This window comes from Achromobacter sp. UMC71 (assembly GCF_014170305.1).
Classification (GTDB): Bacteria; Pseudomonadota; Gammaproteobacteria; order Burkholderiales; family Burkholderiaceae_B; genus Achromobacter.
Genome location: NZ_LZZT01000044.1, coordinates 52,958 through 74,150 on the forward strand (window position 1 = coordinate 52,958; position 21,193 = coordinate 74,150).

General features: G+C 67.5%; 22 protein-coding genes. 10 read left to right on the forward strand and 12 right to left on the reverse strand.

What is annotated here, in order from left to right; all coding sequences use genetic code 11:
* Positions 1–131 precede the first annotated feature (131 nt).
* The 6 genes from A9974_RS20925 to A9974_RS20950 form a co-directional block, all read right to left on the reverse strand.
* On the reverse strand, positions 132–1,085 hold the full coding sequence (locus A9974_RS20925) for a FecR domain-containing protein (protein ID WP_183006090.1): 954 nt from the start codon (positions 1,083–1,085) through the stop codon (positions 132–134).
* Positions 1,082–1,603 (reverse strand): sigma-70 family RNA polymerase sigma factor, encoded by a 522-nt coding sequence (locus A9974_RS20930; protein ID WP_183006091.1) that lies wholly within the window; start codon positions 1,601–1,603, stop codon positions 1,082–1,084. Before A9974_RS20930 ends, A9974_RS20925 begins: the two co-directional genes overlap by 4 nt.
* Positions 1,604–1,716: 113 nt before the next feature.
* Positions 1,717–4,053, reverse strand: a complete 2,337-nt coding sequence (gene fhuE / locus A9974_RS20935) for a ferric-rhodotorulic acid/ferric-coprogen receptor FhuE (protein ID WP_255468269.1) — start codon at positions 4,051–4,053, stop codon at positions 1,717–1,719.
* Between the two features lie 249 nt (positions 4,054–4,302).
* A complete protein-coding gene (locus tag A9974_RS20940; RefSeq protein ID WP_183006092.1) occupies positions 4,303–5,316 on the reverse strand; it encodes a FecR domain-containing protein in 1,014 nt (337 codons plus the stop codon).
* 52 nt (positions 5,317–5,368) lie between these two features.
* Complete coding sequence (locus A9974_RS20945) at positions 5,369–5,872, reverse strand: RNA polymerase sigma factor (RefSeq protein WP_183006093.1); 504 nt, start codon at positions 5,870–5,872, stop codon at positions 5,369–5,371.
* Between the two features lie 108 nt (positions 5,873–5,980).
* On the reverse strand, positions 5,981–6,223 hold the full coding sequence (locus tag A9974_RS20950; RefSeq protein ID WP_183006094.1) for a hypothetical protein: 243 nt from the start codon (positions 6,221–6,223) through the stop codon (positions 5,981–5,983).
* Between the two features lie 303 nt (positions 6,224–6,526).
* On the opposite strand from A9974_RS20950, the gene A9974_RS20955 reads away from it, so the two are divergent.
* Complete coding sequence (locus tag A9974_RS20955; RefSeq protein WP_255468266.1) at positions 6,527–8,602, forward strand: EAL domain-containing protein; 2,076 nt, start codon at positions 6,527–6,529, stop codon at positions 8,600–8,602.
* Here A9974_RS20955 and A9974_RS20960 read toward each other — a convergent pair.
* Together A9974_RS20960 and A9974_RS20965 are read right to left on the reverse strand one after the other, a co-directional pair.
* Entirely contained in the window at positions 8,595–9,455 is an 861-nt protein-coding gene (locus A9974_RS20960; RefSeq protein WP_183006117.1) for a prohibitin family protein, read from the reverse strand. The two genes, A9974_RS20955 and A9974_RS20960, sit on opposite strands and share 8 nt — an antisense overlap.
* A 236-nt stretch (positions 9,456–9,691) precedes the next feature.
* Positions 9,692–9,829, reverse strand: a complete 138-nt coding sequence (locus A9974_RS20965) for a hypothetical protein (RefSeq protein WP_183006096.1) — start codon at positions 9,827–9,829, stop codon at positions 9,692–9,694.
* Positions 9,830–9,882: 53 nt separating this feature from the next.
* On the opposite strand from A9974_RS20965, the gene A9974_RS20970 reads away from it, so the two are divergent.
* From A9974_RS20970 to A9974_RS20980, 3 genes are all read left to right on the forward strand, one after another.
* A complete protein-coding gene (locus tag A9974_RS20970; RefSeq protein WP_183006097.1) occupies positions 9,883–10,953 on the forward strand; it encodes an ankyrin repeat domain-containing protein in 1,071 nt (356 codons plus the stop codon).
* A 177-nt stretch (positions 10,954–11,130) separates the two neighbouring features.
* A complete protein-coding gene (locus A9974_RS20975) occupies positions 11,131–12,195 on the forward strand; it encodes a M4 family metallopeptidase (RefSeq protein ID WP_183006098.1) in 1,065 nt (354 codons plus the stop codon).
* Entirely contained in the window at positions 12,192–12,530 is a 339-nt protein-coding gene (locus tag A9974_RS20980) for a protealysin inhibitor emfourin (RefSeq protein WP_183006099.1), read from the forward strand. Before A9974_RS20975 ends, A9974_RS20980 begins: the two co-directional genes overlap by 4 nt.
* 53 nt (positions 12,531–12,583) lie before the next feature.
* Here A9974_RS20980 and A9974_RS20985 read toward each other — a convergent pair whose 3' ends face one another.
* Positions 12,584–13,810 carry an MFS transporter gene (locus tag A9974_RS20985; protein WP_183006100.1) on the reverse strand — a complete coding sequence of 409 codons (1,227 nt, stop codon included), beginning with the start codon at positions 13,808–13,810 and terminating at the stop codon, positions 12,584–12,586.
* An 84-nt stretch (positions 13,811–13,894) separates the two neighbouring features.
* Here A9974_RS20985 and A9974_RS20990 point away from each other — a divergent pair, with 84 nt between their 5' ends.
* Positions 13,895–14,698 carry a helix-turn-helix domain-containing protein gene (locus A9974_RS20990; protein ID WP_183006101.1) on the forward strand — a complete coding sequence of 268 codons (804 nt, stop codon included), beginning with the start codon at positions 13,895–13,897 and terminating at the stop codon, positions 14,696–14,698.
* A gap of 43 nt (positions 14,699–14,741) precedes the next feature.
* Here A9974_RS20990 and tam read toward each other — a convergent pair whose 3' ends face one another.
* A complete protein-coding gene (gene tam, locus A9974_RS20995) occupies positions 14,742–15,506 on the reverse strand; it encodes a trans-aconitate 2-methyltransferase (RefSeq protein WP_183006102.1) in 765 nt (254 codons plus the stop codon).
* A gap of 145 nt (positions 15,507–15,651) precedes the next feature.
* Here tam and A9974_RS21000 point away from each other — a divergent pair, with 145 nt between their 5' ends.
* Positions 15,652–16,368 carry an alpha/beta fold hydrolase gene (locus A9974_RS21000; RefSeq protein WP_183006103.1) on the forward strand — a complete coding sequence of 239 codons (717 nt, stop codon included), beginning with the start codon at positions 15,652–15,654 and terminating at the stop codon, positions 16,366–16,368.
* A 67-nt stretch (positions 16,369–16,435) separates the two neighbouring features.
* Here the strand turns inward: A9974_RS21000 and A9974_RS21005 are convergent, their stop codons facing one another.
* On the reverse strand, positions 16,436–17,434 hold the full coding sequence (locus A9974_RS21005) for a TerC family protein (protein ID WP_183006104.1): 999 nt from the start codon (positions 17,432–17,434) through the stop codon (positions 16,436–16,438).
* A gap of 107 nt (positions 17,435–17,541) precedes the next feature.
* Between A9974_RS21005 and A9974_RS21010 the strand changes: the two genes are divergently transcribed.
* The 3 genes from A9974_RS21010 to A9974_RS21020 all read left to right on the forward strand — a co-directional run bounded on the left by A9974_RS21010 (position 17,542) and on the right by A9974_RS21020 (position 19,609).
* Positions 17,542–18,453 carry a LysR family transcriptional regulator gene (locus tag A9974_RS21010; protein WP_183006105.1) on the forward strand — a complete coding sequence of 304 codons (912 nt, stop codon included), beginning with the start codon at positions 17,542–17,544 and terminating at the stop codon, positions 18,451–18,453.
* Between the two features lie 87 nt (positions 18,454–18,540).
* A complete protein-coding gene (locus A9974_RS21015; RefSeq protein ID WP_183006106.1) occupies positions 18,541–18,942 on the forward strand; it encodes a hypothetical protein in 402 nt (133 codons plus the stop codon).
* A 52-nt stretch (positions 18,943–18,994) separates the two neighbouring features.
* Complete coding sequence (locus tag A9974_RS21020; RefSeq protein ID WP_183006107.1) at positions 18,995–19,609, forward strand: hypothetical protein; 615 nt, start codon at positions 18,995–18,997, stop codon at positions 19,607–19,609.
* 60 nt (positions 19,610–19,669) lie between these two features.
* Here A9974_RS21020 and A9974_RS21025 read toward each other — a convergent pair whose 3' ends face one another.
* Positions 19,670–20,071, reverse strand: a complete 402-nt coding sequence (locus A9974_RS21025) for a hypothetical protein (RefSeq protein WP_183006118.1) — start codon at positions 20,069–20,071, stop codon at positions 19,670–19,672.
* Between the two features lie 94 nt (positions 20,072–20,165).
* Here A9974_RS21025 and A9974_RS21030 point away from each other — a divergent pair.
* On the forward strand, positions 20,166–21,193 hold a 1,028-nt coding region (locus tag A9974_RS21030; protein ID WP_183006108.1), incomplete at its 3' end, for an SH3 domain-containing protein.

Genomic DNA, 21,193 nt, shown 5'->3' on the forward strand with positions numbered 1-21,193 from the left:
CGATCCTTCGTTAGGGGCTGGGCATCGCGGACACGCCGCGATCATTCACCCGGTACACCGGACGAAGGCAGAAAAAGTGTCAGGAGAACGGCGATTAATTTGTAACGGCCAGATGGGCGCGCCCCGGACGCTCAGCGCGCCGTGACGCTGACCCAATACGGCGTGACCCGGCTGACCCGCACGGACAGCGTCTTTTCCAGCAGACGCAGGCTTGCATCGGTGTCGCGCAGCGGAAACGCCCCGGACACGCGCAAATCCGCGACGGTGGGATCGCAGCGCAGGATCCCGCGCCGGTAGCGGCCCAGTTCGTCTACCAGATCGGCCAACCGCCAGTTGGCCGCGGCCAGCATGCCATGCTCCCAGGACCCCAGCGCCGGGTCCGCGTTGGCGACCGGCCCGATCTGTCCGGCGTCGAACACCGCCTGCTCATGGACGTGCAGCACGCGGTGCGCGCCGCCCCCGGCGGGCGCGATATCCACCGCGCCGTCGAACACCGCCACGCGTACGCTGGCGCCCTCGTCGCGCACCAGGAAACGCGTACCCAACGCCTGCACCGTGCCCTGCGCCGTGCGCACGATGAAGGGCCGATGAAGGGGCGACGGGTCCTTGCCAGTGGTCAACAGGATCTCGCCCGCACGCAGCCAGATAACGCGCTGAACCGCGGTGTACTGGATGTCCACCGCCGTCGCAGTGTTCAACAGCAGTTGCGTGCCATCGGCCAACTGCATGCGGCGCTGCTCACCCGTGGCCGTGCGCGCGTCCGCGGCCCATTCGCGCCACGGCAATTCACGCCAGGCCAGCCACGCGGCCGGGCCCAGCGCCACCAGCCCCGCCATCGTGCGCAAGACCTGGCGCCGGCCAGGTTGGTCCATGCCGCGCAGCGCCTGCGCGCCCACGGCGGGCGGCACTTGCCCGAAACTGCGCAGCATGTCCTGCGCGCGGGCCCAGGCCGCGGCATGCGCCGCGCTGCGGCCGCGCCAGCGTTCAAAGGCCGCATGATCCGACGCCGACAGGGTTTCGGATTGGAACCGCACCAGCCAGCCGGCGGCCTCTTCCAGGATGGCGCGGTCCGGCACGGCCGTCACGCCGCGCTCGCGTGGTAGGCGACCAGGCAGGCGGTCAGCGCCTTTTGCATGTGCCGCTTGACCGTGGCCAGCGACACACGCTGCGCCTGCGCGATTTCCGCATAGCCCAGGCCATCGAACTGCGAGGCCAGGAAGATCGCGCGCGTCTTGGCGGGGAGCGTGCGCAAGGTGGCATCGATGGCGTACAGGGTTTCCAGGATCAGCGCGCGCACTTCCGGCGATGGCGTCTCGCGCTCGGGCAACCGCGCGGCGGCGGCCTGATAGGCGTCCTCCAGCGCGCGGCGGCGCCAATGGTCCACCACCAGGCCCTTGGCGATATGCGTCAGCAGCGCGCGCGGCTCATCGCCGGCGCCGGCGCGCACGCGCGCCGCCATCAGCCGCACGAAGGTATCGTGGGCCAGATCGGCGGCATCGAAGGAATTGCCAAGCTTCTTGCGCAGCCACATCGACAGCCAGGCGTGGTGGTCGCGGTAGATCTGCGTGACGGCGTCGTTGGGCAGGGAGTCGGCTGAAGACACGGCGCGGTTCGCGATGGAATCTAAATAGGAATTGTTACTATTCTACTCCATGAGGAAGGGGCGCGGGTTCGACTCTCGCAAACAGGGGGCCGCCGCCGGCCCGGCCCTGCGCCCTAGAACGTCGCCTTCAGGTTCAGGAACACGCTGCGCGGCTCACCGTAGTAGACCTGGTTGGCCACGCCGCCCAGGTAGTACTTCTTGTCGAACAGGTTGTTCACGTTCAACTGTGCCGACAGCCGCGAATTGAAGTCGTAACGCGCCATCAGGTTGAACAGCGCATAGGCCTTCTGCTTGGCGGTGACGCTGCCTTCACCCAGCTCAACGTTGGTGTAGGTGCTGATCTGCCAGTTGACGCCCCCCCCCAGCGTCAGCTTGCTCCACGCGCCCGGCAGGCGGTACGTGGTGAACAGCATCGCCGTGGCGCGCGGGCGTTCGGTGTTGACCGACACGCCGTGCACGTCGCGGCTGGTGTAGTACGTGCCGCCCAGCGTCGTGTTCCAGCCCGGCGCCAGCTGGCCGGTCACTTCCATTTCGATGCCGCGCGTGGTGACGCCGTCAGCGGTCTTGTAGGCGCCGTCGGTTGAGCCCGGCACCATGTAGCCCTGGTCCGGCACGCCGGTCTTGCTTTCCTTGACCTTGAACAGCGCTACGGACGCGTTGAGCCGGCCATCCAGGTATTCGCCCTTGACGCCCACCTCGTAGTTCTGGCCTTCCACCGGATCCAGGTAGTTGCCGTTGCGGTCGCGATAATCCTGCGGCTGGAAGATGTCGGTATAACTGGCGTAGGCCGAGTAGGTGCTATTGATGTCGTAGACCAGGCCGGCGTACGGAATCAGGCGCGAATCCTTCTGGTCGCGCGTCGGCGACCGCGACTGCCAGGTGGCATAGCGGCTGCCGGTGATCAGCGTCAGGCTGTCGCTCAGCGACCAGCGCGCCGCGGCATAGGCGCCGCGCTGATGCGTCACGGTGTCGCGCAGTGTCGTGGTCGTCCAGTTCGGTTGCGCGTACGAGCCGTCCCAGTCGTAGAACGACCCCGTGTCCGGCATGGCGCCCTCGCGGCCATAGCTGTAGAAGTCTTCGCTGTAACGGCTGCGCATGGCGCCCAGCACCAGTTCATGGCGGCGTCCCAGCAGCTGGAACGGCCCCTTGACCTGCAAGTTCAGCGAGGTCTGCTGGGCGTACGAATTCCAGTAACCCGGCAGCGCTCTCAGCCCCGTGCCGGTGTCGCGGTCGGGCTGGCCGTACAGGTACAGCAGCTTGGCGTCGTACTTGCTCTTGCGCAGCGACCAGTCGGCCTTGGCCTCCCAGTCGTTGTCGAACCGGTGCGACAGCGACGCGAACGTGGTGCGCTGGGTGGTGTGCCAATAGGTCCAGTCGGCCGCGGTGGTTTTCGAGCGGCGCCAATCGGTGGGCGTGCCGTCACTGAACACCACCGGCAGGCTGCCCCAGGTGGTGCCGCGCGGCCGCTTGTCCTGCGAATCCATGCCCACGCTGAGCGTGGTCGACGGCGTCAGGTCCGCATCGATCACGCCGTAGAACACCTTCTTGTCCGTGTGGTAGAGGTCGATGTAGGAATCCTTCTTCTGGTACAGCGCCACCATGCGCGCCCGCACCGTGCCTTCCTGGTTCAGCGGCGTGCTCAGGTCGACTGAACTGCGGAACTGGTTCCACGAGCCCACGCCGGCGTTGACCGAGCCGGTGAATTCCCGGCTGTTGGCGTGCTTGCGTACCAGGTTGATCGAGGCCGACGGATTGCCCGCTCCAGTCATCAGGCCGGTTGCGCCGCGCACCACCTCGATGCGATCGTAGATGATGGAATCGTTATCCGACTCGCCGTACATCGACAGCCCGATCGTGGTCGGCACACCGTCGTACTGCAGGTTGTCGATGTAGAAACCGCGCGACCAGAAATCGGTGCGGTCGCTGTCTTCGGCCACCACCTGCACGCCCACCACGTTGCTCATCACTTCGTCCAGCGACCGCAGGTTCTGGTCCTCGATGCGCTGGCGCGTCACCACCGACACCGATTGCGGCGTTTCGCGCAGCGATAGCGACAGCCCCGTGGCCGCCGCCGTGGCCGGCGTGGTGTAGGACCCGGTGCCCTCGGTCACGGCCGGATCGCGCGCGCCCAGCACCGTCACCGGCGCCAGGCTGGTGACGGCGCCGTCGCGCGACAGGATGATGCTATCGCCCTGCCAGCGATAGGCCACGCCCGTGCCTTGCAGCAGGCGGGCCAGCGACTGTTCCGGGCTGGCGCTCATGCGCAGGCCCGGCGTGCTCAGGCCGGCGACCACCTCGGGCGCGTAGAACACGCGTTGGCGGGTCTGCGCGGCCCATTGCAGCAGCGCATCGCCCAGCGGCATCGCGGCGATGTCCACCGCCACCGTGGCCGATTGCGGCTGGGCCTGGGCCACGCCGCTGGCGCCGGCGGCCATGGCCAGCGACAGCATCAAAGAGGAAAGGGCAAAGCGGGCAGTGGCGCGCGCGGGGCGCCGGGTGGAAAGATTCACGGTCAGCTGCGGGTTGGGTTCAACGGCAAGAAGGAAGTTCCCATCTCGGGAACGCGGCGCGACGCGCCTTCCTGTCTAGAACGATGCCGCGGCGGAAAAACCTGAATGCCTCGTCCGATTATTTTGTAACTGCGCGGGCGCGGCGGCCGATGGCCGGCCTGGGCGCCGCGCGTCGGCATGCCGCCAGCGTCAACGCGCCGACACGTCGATGGCCCCATCGGCCGCCGGCGCCAGCTTGACCGGCGCCACCGCCGGCAATGCGTCCAGCAGCGCCTCGGGCCGGTCCAGGCTGAACGAGGCCGACACGCGCAGGCGTCCGGCCCGGCCGTCGGCCAGGCGTAACGGCGTGGCCAGATAGCGGTTCATTTCGCTGATCACCTCGGATAGCGGCGCGTTCTTGAACACCACCCGCCCTGTCTGCCAGGCCAGCGCCGTGTCGACGTCCGTGGGCGCGGGCACCCCGATGGCGCCGCTGCCCGGCACGCGGATGCCGTGCCCGCCGCGCAGCACCGCCAGCCCCAGGTTCCACCAGTGGCCGCCGGTGACCTCGACCGTGCCCGAGCGCACCAGCACAGTCACTACATCCTCATCGCGCCGCACATCGAACACCGTGCCGGTCACGCGCACCTCGCCGCTGCCGGCCCGCACCAGGAAGGGCCGCTCGGCGTCGGGGCTGACGGAAAAGAGGATCTCGCCGCCTTGCAGCTCGACCTCGCGGCGGCCGGCGTAAAACTTGACCTCGGCCAAGGTATTGCCGTTGATCTCGAGCACCGAACCGTCTGGCAGGGTGACCTGCTTGCGCTCGCCGCGGTCGGCGCCCACCACCGTGGTGAACGACGGCGCCTCGCCGGGCAGGCTCCACCATCCCGCCAACGCCACCAGCGCCAGCACCGCGCAGGCGAAGGCCGCCCGCAGCGGCATCGACACCGGCCAGCGCAGCGCGGCGCGGCGGACCGTGGGCCGTGCCGGCACCGCGCCGCCCAGCAGGGCCTGGACGCGGTCTTGCGGCAATTGCTCAGCCGCCTGCCCCAGTTGCTGCATGCGATCGAATTCGCGCGCCGCGTCCGGCTGCTCGCGGCGCCAGCGGGCGAACTGGCGGCGTTCGCGCCGCGTCATGTCGCCCGAGTGCCAGCGGGCGAACCACCAGGAGGCGGTGGCGGGCTGGCGCGGATCGTCGGCATCGCGGGAAAAGGACTCGGTCATCGGTGGTTGCCGTCCGCGCCCGGGCGCGGACTTGAAGTGAAGGAAGACTGCGTCATGGCGTGTGCTCGCGCAACCGCGCCTGCACATGTTCGATCGCGCGCATGACGTAGCGTTCAATCATATTCTTGGATAGCCCCATGCAGGTGGCGACCTCGGCCTGGGTCCAGCCCTCGATGCGGTTCAGGACGAACGCCTGGCGGCACTTGGGCGGCAACTCGCCCAGCACGCGGGCCAGGTCATCGGCCAGCCGCGCCGCGCGCAGCGGCGCGTCGGGGTCGGCCATGGCCGGCTGATCGTCTTCGCCCAGTTCGTCCAGCGGCACATGCTGCTCGCGGCTCTGCCGGCGCCAGCGGTCGATCAGGCGATGTCCGGCCACCTGGAACAGATAGCCGCGCGCCTTGACCGCCACGCTGCCATCCGCCTTCAGCAGATGCTCGATCGCGTCGTGCGCGGCGTCCTCGGCGTCGTGCCGGTTACCCGAACGGCGCGTCCATGCGCCGATCAGCTCGTCATAGCAGGCGAGCCATCCGGGGCGGGACGAGGCGGGGCGGGACATGGATCGATCCGGTAGCGTAGGGTGACAACGCTGCGGATTTTACAAATAATTCTCATTATCGCAACCCTGCCCTGCGCCGGACCGCCCCCCTGTCCCCGTCATTCGGTCCTAATAATCCATCGGCACATGGCTTTGCGCCGCGCGTATCTCCTGGATGTGCCGTTCGGCCTCCTGCCTTTCGGCGGCCAGCGGCAAGGCGCGCCAGCTGATCATGTTGCCCGGCGCCTTGGCCGGCATCCATCCCAACACGCTGTACAACGAAATCGAGGTACCGCCCGTATCCAGCCTGGTCTCGTAATAGCCCTGCCGTTCCGGCGTTTTGTCGCCGGACACCCACTCCAACTGAGACATCTTGTCGTCCTCTCGTAAAGCGCTTGCGTGAAGCCCCGGTTCCCACGAAACCGGCGCCTCCGTTTGATCGTATAGCGCGGCCTTGCTCCTGATAAGCGCACGATGCGCCGCCTTTTCAATTCTTGACAGAGGGAAATCCCTAGGATTTTTCCGAAACGCGATTGCTAAAGCAGGAACTCAGGCGCTAGGATGCCGCAAAGCATTCTTACAAAACCTGGGCCGCGCGCATCATGCGGCCGTAGGGCAGCCCTCCGTCGGTTGCGGGCTTTTAAGGGCGAAACCGGTATGCCGACAACGAGCTTCATGCGCTATCCGAAAGATCGGCTCGCGGCACTGGCCGGCGCAAGTTCGCTGCGCGCCATCCGCGAGGGCCTGCTCTGGACGATGCCGTGCCTGCTGGTGGCCGCGCTGTTCCTGGTGCTTGCGGTCGTGGCGCGCCACCTCGGCCTGCCGGCCGAGGTGGCCGACGTGCTGGCGTTGGTGCACAACAAGCTCAACGCGGTCATGCCGACGCTGGTCGGCACATCGATCGGCTACATGTTGTCGATCCGCTATCGCGTCCCCAATCTGCCGGCTGCCTTCCTGTGCCTGTCGTATGTCGTGATCGCCGAAGGCCTTCTGGCCCCCTACCCGCACGCCGCCGCCACGCTGACCCTGTTCATTGCCATCCTTTCACCGCTGGGCACGGTGCCGCTCCTGGCCTGGCTGCATCGGCGCCGCTGGACACGGTTGGCGCCCGACGGCCTGATCGGCGAAAACGTGCGCGGCACGCTGAACATGGTAGTGCCGGGGCTGCTCGTGGCCGCCCTCGTGATGCTGGTGCTGAGCGCGGTGCTGCGCGTTCCCGGCGTGACGCAGTTCAACATTCCGGTGGACCTGGCCTCGCTGGACAGCCCCTTCACCACCGGCCCGATGATCGCCGCGCTCAATTCCCTGTTCTGGTTCTTCGGCGTCCACGGCTACCATGCGATGTCGCCCATCATCGACGTGCTGGATCAGGCCACCTCGCTGAATGCCGCCAGCGCCGCCGCCGGCTACCAGGGCATGTACGCCCTGAACGGCACCCTGCTGGGCGCCTTTGCCTTCATCGGCGGCGCCGGCGCGACGCTATCGCTGGTGGCCGCCATCCTGCTGTTCTCGCGCAGCGAATCGCTGCGCCTGCTGGCGCTGGCCAGCATCCCGGTGTCGCTGCTGAACGTCAACGAGATCCTGTTGTTCGGCCTGCCCCTGATCCTGAACCCGCGCCTGCTGGCGCCTTTCATCCTGGCACCGGTCTGCAACGTCATCATCGCGCTGGCGGTGGTGCAGCTGGGCTGGCTGGACCCGGCCACCGTCACGCTGCCCTTGACCTCGCCCGTCTTGCTGAACGCCTACCTGGGCTCGGGTGGCCATCTGGGCGGGGTGCTGCTGCAGGTTCTCCTGCTGGCGCTGGGCACGTGCCTGTACGCGCCCTTCGTGGTGGCATTGGAGCGCCAGCGCAAGGCCGACGCCACCGTCTACTTCAAATCGCTGGACACCACTTTTCCCCGCCTGCAGGAAGAATCGCTGCTGTTCGCGCATGACCCGGTAGTGTCGACCTACGCCAACCGCGCGCGCCGCAGCGCCGAGATCTCGCGCATCCGCACCATCAGTGAGTACGACTTCTATCTGGAATACCAGCCCCAGGTGTCGCTGCGCAGCGGCTTGTGCACGGGGTGCGAGGCCTTGCTGCGCGCAACCGGCCCCGAAGGCACGCAGCAGGCGCCGCTGGAATTCCTGCGCTGGCTGGCGCAGGCCGACCTGATGCGTGAAGTGGATCTGTGGGTCGCCAAACAGGCGGTGCTGCAAAGCCAGGCCTGGAAACGGGCGGGATTCACGCTGCCGCTGACCATCAACGTCACCAGCGGCACGCTGACGTCGGAGTCGTACCTGGACAAGCTCATCAAGGTGCTGGAGCAGGCCCGCGGCCAGGTCTCGGTGGAACTGACCGAGGACGCGCTGGTGGAAGACGCCGAGGCGCTGCACACGGCCTTTTCCCGGCTGCACGGCATCGGCTGCCGCATCTACATCGACGACTTCGGCACCGGCTATTCGGCGCTGAGCTACCTGCATCAGTTCGCTATCGACGCGGTCAAGATCGATCGCAGCTTCGTGGCGGCCCAGGCCAGCGAACGCGGCGCGCAGGTCATGAGCGGCCTGCTGCGCTTTTGCGAAGCGCTGGACCTGCAGATCATCGTGGAAGGCGTGGAAGAGCAGGAACAGATTTCAGCGCTGGAATCCAGCGCCGAAATCATCGTGCAGGGCTGGTTCTACAGCCGCGCCCTGCCGGGCGATCGCGTCGTGGAATTCGCGCGGCAGCGCATGGCGGCCGCCGCGCAGGACGCCGCGGCGTCTACTTGATGCCGATGAACGGCATGGCCGCGCCGGGAATCTGGGTGGCCGGCAACACGCCATCCCACTTCTCGACAGCGTTCAGGCTGACCAGGTTGGTATTGGCGGCCAGCGCCTCTGCCTTGGCGCGAATCGACGCCGCCTCGGCTTCGCCGCGCATGCGGATGCCGTCGGCCTCGGCCGTGAACTGCTGGCGGCGCGCATCGGCTTCGGCCTTGGCCTTGACCACCTGGATCTCGGCGTTGATCATCGCCGTTTCCTTCTGCTGGCGCGTGGTCTCGATCTGCACCTGGGCCAGCATGCGCTGCTCGATGGAGTGTTCGTAGGCCTGCGAGAAGCCCACTTCCTCGATCTGCACCCCCACCACCTGCACCGGCGCACCTTCCATGGTCTTGAGCACCGCGTTGTTCACGTCCAGGCCCAGCTTCTGGCGTTCCTGGATGGCCCGCACGGCGGTGTACTGGCCGAACACGTTCTTGACCGCGTCCGGCGTCTTGCGCTCGAGCACCCGCACCTGCAGGTTGCCGATGGTGCCGTATTCGGAATACAGCTCGGCCACATGCTCGGCGGGCACGCGATACGTGACCGACACGCGCAGCGTGGCCGGTTGCTGGTCGTAACTGTAGGCTTCCAGCTTCTCGAACACGAAGGTGTGGTCACGCACCGACACCGTCATGACGCTATCGATGAACGGCGTCTTGAAGTCCAGGCCCGGCTCGGACACGCGCACCAGCTTGCCGTTGCGCAGCACCACGCCGCGTTCGCCTTGGTCCACCTGGAACCACGAGCCGAACGCGATGAACAGGATCAGGAAAAACAGCACCGCCGTGCCGATGGCCACCTTCAGGCTGCGCGGCTTCACGGATTTGACGATCTGCAGGTCGGTCGGCTTCACTTGGAGTCCTTTTCTGATTTATTGCGTTGACGATCCGAGAGCACGGCGGCGATGCCACGCGCGAGCAGATAGGCGACCACGGCCGCCCCAACCAAGATCAGGAAATAGCGCATCTGATACTCCCCCCCGGGATAGAAGCCAGCGATTCTAGCGCGAGTGCGTCCCTGTAAAACCGACAGGAAAGTTACGGATGTTTCATCTTGTCAGATCGTTGCCTCGACGGCAGCGAACGTCAGCGCAAGATGGGTATCGGTCTGCGCAACGTGGCCGATACGATAGTCGGGCATGCGGTATCTTCCGGGAATGGGACCGGGGCAGCCGGCCATCATCACCGCTGCCATGGCAAAATCGCCGCGTCCTCGACAGGCCCCCAGCAATCCCGGAGTTCGACCTCATGGCAAGTATTGCGGATCTCGGCAACTTTCCCGACGTGCCGCCATTCGTCGCCGCGCTTCTGGCCGGCGATATCGCCGCGCTCGATGCGTTCCTGGCGGACGGGACGGATATCGACGCCGCCATCGCGCTGAGCCAGCACGTGCAAGCCCCTCCCATCGCGCTTGCGCTCGCGGCCAATGCGGCGGCATCGGTCCATTGGCTGACCGAACGCGGCGCCAAGCTGAATCACCCGCAGGCGCCCGCCTTCGTGCTGGCCGCCCGCTATGGCACCCCGGACCTGATGCGTTATCTGGCCCGGCAGGGCGCCGACGTCCACGCCCGGCGCAAGGTCGGCGGCGATGCTTATCAACAGGCGCTGTACGGCAAGAAAACCAAGCATTTGCCCGTCATCGACGCCCTCGGACATACCGTGGCCGAACACGGCGGCGAGGCCTTCCGCTCCGCGGTATTCAACCGCAACCAACAGGCGGTGGCGTTCTTTCTCGCGCACGGCGTGAACGTCAATTTCCAGGAACGGGACCAGGTGTTTTCCGATAGTGCGACACCTTTGCTGGTAGCCGCGCGCAATCGCGATGCGGAAATGTGCCGCCTGCTGGTCGAACACGGCGCCGACGTGTCCATGAGCAATCGCGACGGCGAACGCCCCTACACGGTCGCCGTCGAACAGGACGACACGGCGCTGGCGGAGTATCTCAAATCTCTGGAAGCACCCGAACTGCACAGCGTTGCCAACAAGCTGCATGAGCTCAAGCCCTACAAGCTGTCTTCGGAATTACTCGATTTCCTGCAGGGCGAACAGCGCCGCATCGAATTACCGGAGAGCGATTTCGGCTTCGTGGAATTTTTCGCCCTCACCGACACCATCGCGATGCAGGCCGGACGCAGGAAGGTGCTGCGCCTGAGCCGCGCCTCGGGCGACTATGCCGACACCGTGCTGGTCTGGAATCCCAAGACCCAATGCATCGGCTATTGGGATATCGAACACGAGGAATACGGCGACATCGCCTCGTTCAGCGACTTCATGGCGGCGCCCGCCCTGCACATGAACCGCGTCCTCGACGGCGAATAGGGCCGCTGAGCGCATTGCCGGCGGCAGGCCGCGGCGCCGCGCGGCTCATCGTTCCTCGCATCGCGCCGCACACTGTTACGCCTGCCTTCGATACCCTTCTGCTACCGTAAAGCGTGGCCCGGCCGCGGCTTCCCGGCCTGGCGCCGCGCCCGCACAGTCCTCAGACGGAGACCGACGATGCCGCGCCCTTCCGAGTCCACGCCGCTGATCGGCGTGATCCCGCCCTACGTCCTGGACCGCCTCGCACAGCACGCCGATCAGCGCGTCAGCATGCCGGCGGTCAAGACCCTGATCCTGGACCAGCAGCAGCGCGGACTGCGCGAACTGGCCGAACCGCCGGCTCGCGCGCGCCTGACCGAACCGCGCCCGCGAGCCACCGCCGGCACGCCGCAGCGCGCGGTGCATGACGCCGAGAACAGCACCACCCTGCCCGGCCGGCTGGTGCGCGCCGAAGGCGCGCCGGCCAGCCGCGACGCCGCAGTGGACGAGGCCTACGCGCACCTGGGCGCCACCTACAAACTGTTCTGGGACATCTACCAGCGCGACTCGATCGACGGCAGCGGCCTGCCGCTGGTGGGCTCCGTGCATTATGGCGAAGACTACGACAACGCCTTCTGGAACGGCGCGCAGATGGTGTTTGGCGATGGCGACGGCGAAGTCTTCAACCGTTTCACGGTGGCCGTGGACATCATCGGCCACGAGCTCACGCACGGCGTCATCGACACGGAAGCGGCGCTGGCCTACCAGGGCCAGTCCGGCGCCTTGAACGAATCCCTATGCGATGTGTTCGGCGCGCTGGTCAAGCAATATGCACTGGGCCAGAAGGCGCGCGAGGCCGACTGGCTAGTCGGCCAGGGGCTGTTCCTGCCCAAGGTGCAGGCACGCGCGTTGCGCTCGATGGCCGAGCCCGGCAGCGCCTACGATGATCCGGTGCTGGGCAAGGACCCGCAACCGGCCCACATGAACGCCTATGTCGACACGCCGCGCGACAACGGCGGCGTCCACATCAATTCCGGCATCCCCAACCGCGCCTTCCATCTGGCCGCCACCGCGCTGGACGGGCCGGCCTGGGCCGTCGCCGGCCGCATCTGGTACGACACACTGTGCGACAAGCGGCTGCCCCACGACGCCGACTTCTCCGCCTTTGCGCGCCTGACCATCGACATCGCACGCACGCATCATGGCGCGGCGGCGCACAAGGCCGTAGCGGCCGCCTGGGCCGCGGTGGGAGTGCCGACATGATCGACTTGCCCCCGCTTGAGTTCGCGCTGCGCGTGAGCCTGACGCGCGAAGGCGGCCTGGCCTACCTGCCCGGCCTGTCGCAACCGCGCAGCATCGACCTGACCGCCTGCCCGCCCGGCCTGCGCCAGGAAGTGGGCGACGCGCTGCGGCGATCCGCCCCGCTGGCCTCGCCGGAATGCGGCGCGCAAGGCGGCGACCAGCGTTACTTCCATGTGGAACTGGTGTTCCGGGATCCGGCCGGCGGCGATACCGCCAGCCTCGTGTTCGACGTGCCGGAAGCCGAGGCCCCCGACACGCTGGTGCGCCTGTGGCGCGCCCAGGGCGCCAAGCCCTGATGTGAAGGCTTGGCGTTGGCGCTCTTGACGCGCCAGGCGCCCTTGGTGCCTTCTTAGCCCGCCTTGGCGCCGGCGGCATCGTGCCGCCGGAATTGGCCGATCTGAATGGCCCGGCCAGCCAGCAGCCCGATGCCTGCCATCACCAGGCACAGCACGGCGCACAGGCCCAGCGCCACCGACCAGCCGCCCAGGTGATCGTGCAGGGCGCCGACCAGCGCCGGGCCGCTGGCCGCGAACAGGTAACCCACGCATTGCGCCATGCCCGACAGCGCGGCCGCCTGCTGCGCATGGCTGGCGCGCAGGCCCACGAACATCAGGCCCAGGATGATGCCGCCGCCGGTGCCCAGGCCCAGGAACACGATCCACAGCGTGGCCCAGGCGGGCGCCAGGATCAGGCCGGCCAGCGCCACGAACGACGCGCCCGCCGAGCAGAACGCGGCGGCGCGCTGGTCTTTCATGCGGCGCACCACCTGCGTCAGGAACAGGGCCGGCCCGGCCGACATCAGCTGCAGCAGGCCGTGCAGCGAACCCGCGCGCTCGGCCGAATAGCCCGCGTCGCGCAGGATCGCCGGCAGCCAGCTCACCGCCACGTAGAACACGAAGGAATTGATACCCAGGTACAGCGTCACCTGCCAGGCCAGCGGCGAATGCCACAACCGGCCACCGTGAGGCGCGTGGGCCGTGGTGGCCGCGGGCGGCGTGTGGTTGGCCAGTTGCGGCAACCACAGCGACAGCGCCACGAGCGGCACCACCAGCAGGCACAGCGAGGAAAAGCGCCAGTCGCCGCCAGCCAGCGTGGCCAGCGGCACCGCCAGCGCCGACGCGGCGCCGGCCGCGATGCTCATGGTCAGCACGTAGGCCGAGGTCAGCCCGGCCACGCGCTGCGGAAAATCGCGCTTGAGCAGGCTGGGCAGCAGCACGTTGCCGATGGCGATGCCCGCGCCGATGACCGCGGTGCCGGCATACAGGGCCCAGGCCGCGCCCTGGCTGCGCAGCACGATACCTGCGGCGACCACCACCATCGCCGCGAACAAGGTGCGTTCCAGCCCGTGGCGGCGCGCCATGCCAGCCGCCGCCAGCGACACGATCGCGAACGCCAGCAGCGGCAGCGCGATCAGCATGCCGGCGGCGGACGACGACAGACCGAGCTGTCCGCGGATCAGGCCGATCAGCGGCGCCACGCCGGTGAAGGGCGCGCGCAGGGCCATGGCGATGCAGAGGATGCCCACGATCAGCAAGACGGGGCGTTGGGAAGCGAGAGAAGGGGCAGGAGCATTCATGCCGCAAGCTTAAGCAATGGCGTGGCTGCTGAATTTCGAGATAATGACAAAATATCCCCAAATCCTGCCAAACCTGGTCCTGCCATGTATCCCCCGGAAGAACACAGCCCCTATTTCGATCCCGACACGCCATCGCAATGGACCTACGCGATGCGGGTGGATGCGGCCCGCAATGAGCACGAGTCCCCCACCCACCGCCACCGCATGGGGCAACTGGTACTGTCGTTGCAGGGCGGCGTCACCAGCTTCGTGCCGCAAGGCCTGTGGATGGTGCCGCCGGGCAGCGCCGTCTGGATTCCCGGCGGCGTGCCGCACAGCAACCGGATCACCGACAACGGCCGGGTCTGCTTCCTGTTCGTGCCGGCCGACACGCCCGACCTGCCCGGCCAGTGCTGCACCCTGGCCATCACGCCGCTGGTGCGTGAAATGGTGGCCTACCTGGCCGACCTGGCACCCGCCGCCACCGCGGATCCCGCCAACCGCCGGCTGGCCGGCGTGCTGGTCGAACAGCTGGCGCAATTGCCCACCGAGCAATTGCACCTGCCACTGTCGGATCATCCGCGCCTGCGAGAGATCGCCGCCGCCCTGCGCGCCGATCCGGCGGACCGCAGCACGGTGGCCGAATGGGGCCGGCGACTGGCCATGAGCGAGCGCACGCTGGCGCGATTGGTGCAGCAGGAGGTCGGCATGAGCTTTGGCCGCTGGCGCCAGCAGATGCATATCGTGATGGCGCTGCAACGCCTGTCGTCCGGCGTGTCGGTGCAGCGCACCGCGGAAGACCTGGGCTACGAATCGGTCAGCGCCTTCATCACCATGTTCCGCAAGGCGCTGGGGCAGACGCCCGCACGCTATTTCTCGGACAAGACCGACGACCGCACGGCAGCCTGAGACCATCGCGCCCGGGCGGTTGCCACACGGGCGGAACCGCGGCTTACTTGGGCCCGGCCACCAGGAACAGGCGCGGGAACGGCAGCAGCACGGTGCCGTCCGCCAAGGCCGGATAGGCGCGGCTGATCTCGTCCAGGTAGCGCGCCAGAAAGGCGGCCTGCTCGTCCGCGTCCAGCTTGTTCAGGTAGGGCCGCAATGCCGTTCCCTTGAACCATTCCACCACCGCCTGCGCGCCCGCCAGCGGGTGCAGGTAGGTCGTGCGCCACACGTCCAGCCGGCCGCAGTGCGGCTTGAGCAATTCGTAGTACCAGGCCGCGCTATGGCGCGGCGGATGCTTGACGCCGCCGATCCTGGACGCCCAGGGGCCGTCTGCGGCTACCTCGCGCGCCAGCCTGTGGGCCGGTTCTTCCAGGTTGTCCGGCGTCTGCACCGCCAGACTGCCACTGGGCGCCAGCTTGCCGACCAGGCGCGGATACAGCGTCTCGTGGTCGGGCACCCATTGCAGCGCGGCATTGGCCAGGATCACGTCGTACTGACGCGGCGGATTCCAGGTTTCGATATCGGCCAGCTCGAACGCGATGCCGGGCAGGCGCTTCCGGGCGGCCTGCACCATATCGTCGGAGCTATCCATGCCTGTGACTGCCGCCTGCGGGTAACGGCTGGCCAGCACTTCAGTGGAATTGCCCGGGCCGCAACCCAGGTCGACGGCGGTCGCGACGGCCTCGTTGGGTAGCGCGGCGACCAGGTCGCGCACCGGGCGCGTGCGTTCGTTTTCAAAGGCGGAATACTGCTTGGCGGACCAGCTCATGACGGCTCCTTCGGGGTCTGTATATGCCCTGCACTCTACGCCGCGCGATTTCATATTACAAATATATAGTCGCTGCACATTCGATATTCCACAGATATGTATTTTGCCTGTCAGAATGCGGCTACCGCCTCATCGGAACCCGCGAATGACCCGTCTGGTCCTGTTACCCGGCATGGATGGCACGGGCGAGCTGTTTGCCCCGCTACTATCCGCCTTGCCTTCCGACCCGCCCCCCGTCGTGCTGCGCTATCCCGGCACCGACGCGCTGGACTACGCCAGCCTGGAAACACGCGTGCGCCAGGCCCTGCCCGCGCACACGCCATTCGTGCTGCTCGCCGAATCGTTTTCGGGGCCGCTGGGCGCCGCCATCGCGGCCACGCCGCCGCCGAACCTGCGCGGCCTGATCCTGTGCGCCTCGTTCGTGCGCTCGCCCCTGCCGCGCCTGGCCCTGGCGCGTCCGCTGGCCGACTGGCTGCCCGTCACTTGGCTGCCTCGCCGGGCGCTGCACGCCCTGCTGCTCGGTCCCTACGCCACGCCAGGGCTGCGCGGCGCGGTGGATGACGCGGTGGCGCAGGTCGCCCCCGCCGTCATGCGCGCCCGCCTCAAGGCCGTGATGAGCGCGGACCAGACCGCCGCCTTCGCCACGGTGCGCCTGCCGGTGCTGTACCTGCGCGCCCGCCACGACCGGCTGGTCTCGTCTGCCGCCGCCGCGCTGGTCCAGCGCCTGGCGCCGCAGACCCGCATCGTCGACATCGACGCGCCCCACTGCCTGCTGCAGGCCGCCCCCCGGGCCGCGGCCGAGGCCATCGCCGGCTTTCTGCGCACGCTGGAACCCCCCGCCGGCGACATGTCCGCGCCATGAAAAAAGCCCCTGCCCGCCAATTGGCGGGCAGGGGCCGCAACGCTTACCGCGATGACTCGGTCTTCGATTACTCGGTCTTCAGTTCAGGCTGCTGCGCACCCGAGCGGGTTTTCCACAGCGAGAACAGCACGCCGCCCGCAATCAGGCCGAAGGTCACCGACAGCGACACCACCGCGGGGATCTTGCCGATGAAACCCACCAGGAAGATCTTGGTGCCGATGAACACCAGAACCAGCGACAGCGCGTACTTCAGGTAGTGGAAGCGGTGGATCATCGCCGCCAGCGCGAAGTACAGCGCACGCAGGCCCAGAATCGCGAAGATGTTGCTGGTGTACACGATGAACGGGTCGGTGGTGATGGCGAAGATCGCCGGCACCGAATCCACCGCGAACAACAGGTCCACGAACTCGATCAATACCAGGGCCAGGAACAGCGGCGTGGCCCAACGCACCGGCTTGGACGTCGCCGGGTCCGGCTCGCGCACCCAGAAGGCGTTGCCGCGCAGCCCATCCGTCACCCGCATGCGGCGCTTGAGGAACGTCAGGATCGGGTTGGTGGCAATGTCCGGCTCCTGGTCCGCGATCATCCACATCTTGATGCCCGTGAACACCAGGAACGCGCCGAACAGATACATCAACCAGCCGAAGTTGCTGACCAGCGCGGCGCCCAGGCCGATCATGATGGCGCGCAGCACGATCACCCCCAGGATGCCCCAGAACAGCACGCGGTGCTGGAACTGGCGCGGGATCGCAAAGAAGCTGAAGATCAGCGCGATCACGAAGACATTGTCCAGCGACAGCGATTTCTCGATCAGGAAACCCGTGTAATAGGCCATGCCGCTGGCCGGGCCCATCTGCCACCAGACCCAACCGCCGAACAGCAGGGCCGCGGTGATGTAGCCGGCAGACAACAGCAGGCTTTCGCGCACGCCGATCTCGCGGTCGTCCTTGTGCAGGACGCCAAGGTCAAAGGCCAGCAAGGCCGCGACGATGCCCATGAAGAGCAGCCAGCTCCAGGCCGGCGTGCCGACGAAGTCGGTATGAAGAAATGAGAGCAAGGCTTCCATGATGTTCCCGCTTGTGTTCGAAGGCCCCCATGATCCGGATCCTGGGCCACTGGAGAAATCAGCCTGAAAGTGAGTTATGGTTCGAAAAAACCGAAGTGAATCGCACCATGCTCAATTACCGTCATCTCTACTATTTCTGGATGGTTGCCAAGGAAGGCGGCTTTTCCCGCGCCGCCGAGCGGCTGGACATGGCCATCCAGACCATCAGCGCCCAGGTGCGCGAGCTGGAAAAGAACCTGGGCCACCAGCTGCTGCGCCCCGCCGGGCGCGGCGTGGCCCTGACCGACGCCGGCCAGGCCGCCTTTGCCCGCGCCGAAGAGATCTTCCAGATCGGCCAGGAACTGCCCCAGGAGGTGCGCGCGGCCGCCACCAAGCCGGTGATCCGGCTGTCGGTGGGCCTGTCGGACGGCATTTCCAAGCTGGCCGCCCATGCGCTGCTGGGCCCCGTGCTGGACACGCCCGACCTGCGCCTGACCTGCCACGAAGGCGAAGTCGAGGAACTGATGGGCGAATTGGCTCGCCACCACCTGGATCTGGTGCTGGCCGGCCAGGGCGCGCCGGCCAACCCGAACCTGCGCCTGACCAGCGACCGGCTGGTGTCCTCCCCGGTGGACTGGTACGGCCCGGCGCGGCTGGTGCGCAAGTCGGAAACCCAGGATTTTCCGCACTGCCTGGAGCGCCTGCCAGTACTACTGCCCACGGGCCATTCGGTGCTGCGCCAGACGCTGGACCGCTGGTTCAATGAACAGGGGCTGCGGCCCAATGTGGTGGGAGAATTCGAGGACAGCGCGCTGATGTCGGTCTTTGCCGCCCGCGGGCTGGGGGTGTTTCCGCTCAGCCGCCTGGGCGGGGACGACGTCGGCCTGTTGCGCGGCCTGCGGCCGCTGGCCCGCTGCGACAGCGTGCACGAGGAAATCTACGCCATCCGCAACCGTCGGGGACAGCATCACCCGCTGGTCCAGCAGATCCTGGCTCAGGCCAAAATCCTGGCCCAAGCCAAAACTTCGGTTTTTTCTTAATGATTGTCACAAAGACACTGGTTTTTCAGAAACGGAATCCGCTCTATCGTGGCGTTTCTTTTTTACGAATCATCGGAGTACCCCACAATGAAGAAAATCATCTGGCTCGCTTTCGCCGTGCTGGCCGCGCTATGGACCGGGCTGGTGGCGATCACGCTGCAGCTCGCGGACTGGGTGCTGGCAACGGTCGCCACCGCGCAGGTGCCTGGCAGCGAGGCGCTGCAATCCTCGCAATGGGTGGCCCCCGCCTGGGCCGCGCCCTGGGCGGACGCCGGCCTCATCCAATCGCTGCAAGCCAGCCTGGTCTGGCTGGTGCAGGCCTTGAACCAGATATTGCCGGCCGCCGGCAGCCTGGGCACCTGGATCTCGGTGCTGGGATGGATCTTCTGGGGCTTCATCATGGCCGCCCTGCTGGTGCTGGCGCTGATCCTGCACTGGCTGGCGGGCAAACGGGCCCAGGCCGACGGCCCTGGCCGCCAAGTGGTGTAATAAGGCAGGCATCGCGGCGTCCCGGCGCGCTGCCTCCTTACAGGAGCGTACCGTGCCGTCCCGACTTTTCCGCGCCGCCAGCCTGCCCGCCGCCGTTCTGTTGACCGCATTCGCGCCAGTCCGCGCGAACACGGCCGCCGCGTCCTACGGCGTCGAAGTCTGCACCCTGACCGGCACGTCGGGCCAGTACAGCGTACGGGTGCGCAACACCGGCTCGGCGCCGCTGGCCCGCGCCGACATCACCGGCGTGCGGCTGGACGCCGGCGGTCAACCCCAAGGCGACATCCATATCAGCCTCGCCGCCATCCCCCCGGGCAAATACGAAACCGCCATCCTCGCGCGCCACGGCGAATCCGCGGCGCTGGTCAGCATCGCCACCTACCTGTCCGTCAATGGCGCCGACACGCGCCAGCAGGAATTGTTCGCCGGCAAGGTCGCGCACGTCTCGCCCGGCGCGCCGCTGCAATACACGCTGGCGCCGCTGGCTGTGCGCGGCTGGACCGTGGCCTATGGCGGCCCCAATGCGCCCAAGCTGGATGCGGGCAGCGCCGTGCTGCTGGCCTATCCGGCGCGCAGCGGCAAAAGACTGGATACCCGGCCCGAAGCGGGCCGCACGCCGGCCGACGTCGTGCCGTTGGCGCCCTGCCCCGTGCCGCGCGGCAAATAGCCCGCCCCGCGGGGTCAGCTGCGTGGCATCGACCCCAACACCGCACCACGGGCCCCGACCCTACGTGCCGTTCAGCAGGTCGCGCTCGTTCAGTAGCGCGTAGACGATTTCGGGCTTGTTGTCGAAGCCGCGGCGGATGGCAGCCGGAATCGACGAACGTGTCTTGCGGCACAGGCCCGGCTGTTCATCGAGCTGGATGGCGATGCCGCGCGAGGTGCGCACTTCGTTGTCGCTGGGCGCGATGCGCACCACGATGCCCAGTTGCGCCTGCATGCGGCCCTGCATGGCGCGCAGGTCTTCCAGGCTGTCGATACGCTCCAGCCGCGCCACCAGGATCTTTTCCTGCTCTTTGGTCAGCATGAGAATGCGCGCGTCCGCCGCCGGATCGGCCAGCAGCCGGTCGCGGTCGCATTCACAGGCGCCCGGGGGGCATTCTTGACGGATGGGAAACGGCAGGTTCATGGCAGGCATCGCAAGCTATCCGTCGATTCTACTCAGGAACACGGTCGCCCCGCTAAGGCATAATTCGCCGAAACGAAGATCCGGAGGCAGTGCCTTGAAGACGTTTCTGCTTGCGGCCGCACTGGCCATCGCCGGCGCCAACGCGTACGCGCGGGATATCCCCTACGCCATCAAGCCGGACCTGCCGGCGGTCGTGACCATCGACGGCAGCGGCGCGCAACGCGTCAGCGTGCGCGTGCGCGGCGGCGCCCCGCAGGAACTGGCGCGCCTGGACGACGACGCCGTCGACCAGGTCCAGACCCCCGACATCAACCACGACGGCTACCGCGATCTGGTCATCGGCCAGAGCGGCGGCAGTACCCAGCTCTATGCGCGCCTGTTCCTGTACCGCCCCAAAGACGGCACCTTCCAGGAAATCCGGCATCCCGCGCCCGACAGCAGCCCTTGCCACCAGTTCGTGAACCCCGTATTCGACCCGAAGCGGGCCGCCTTCTCGGTGGGGTGCCGCTATGGCGCGGACAGTTACGGATCCGAGGATTACGTGCTGCGTCCCGACGGCACGGCGCGCCCGGTGCATTGGATGAGCCGGGCGCTGTTCGACCTGGAAGACGAGACGTTCGAGGTCAACACCCGTTTCGACGGCAAGGGTGCGGTGGCGCACATCCAGATCGATGGCGAAGGCTCGCCGCTGGACGGTGACAGCCGGGTGCCGGTCAGCCGGCTGGACCTGTACGACGCGCCCGACATCAAAGCGCCCGTGACCCGGACCGCCCAAGCCGGCGAGCGCCTGGACGTGGTCGCGCTGCGTCCGCAGTGGCTGCAGGTGCGCTATCCGGCCGGCCAGGCGGATGCGCCGCTGAAATGGGTGCGCTACGCCGACCTGAAGATCGACAAGCACGCCTACGCGCCGCAACAGCGCGCGCCGATGCAGGGGCTGCAACTGTCGGTGCGCGGCCACCTGGGCACGCAGCTTTACGAAGCCGGCGGCCGTTTCACGCTGTATGTGACGAACCTCGATCCGAGCCCGGCGACGCTGGCGTCGCCGCGCATCTGGCTGTTGTTCACCGACGTGCAGGGCCGCCGCACGTTGCAGCCCTTGTACACGCGGACACCGGTCACGCT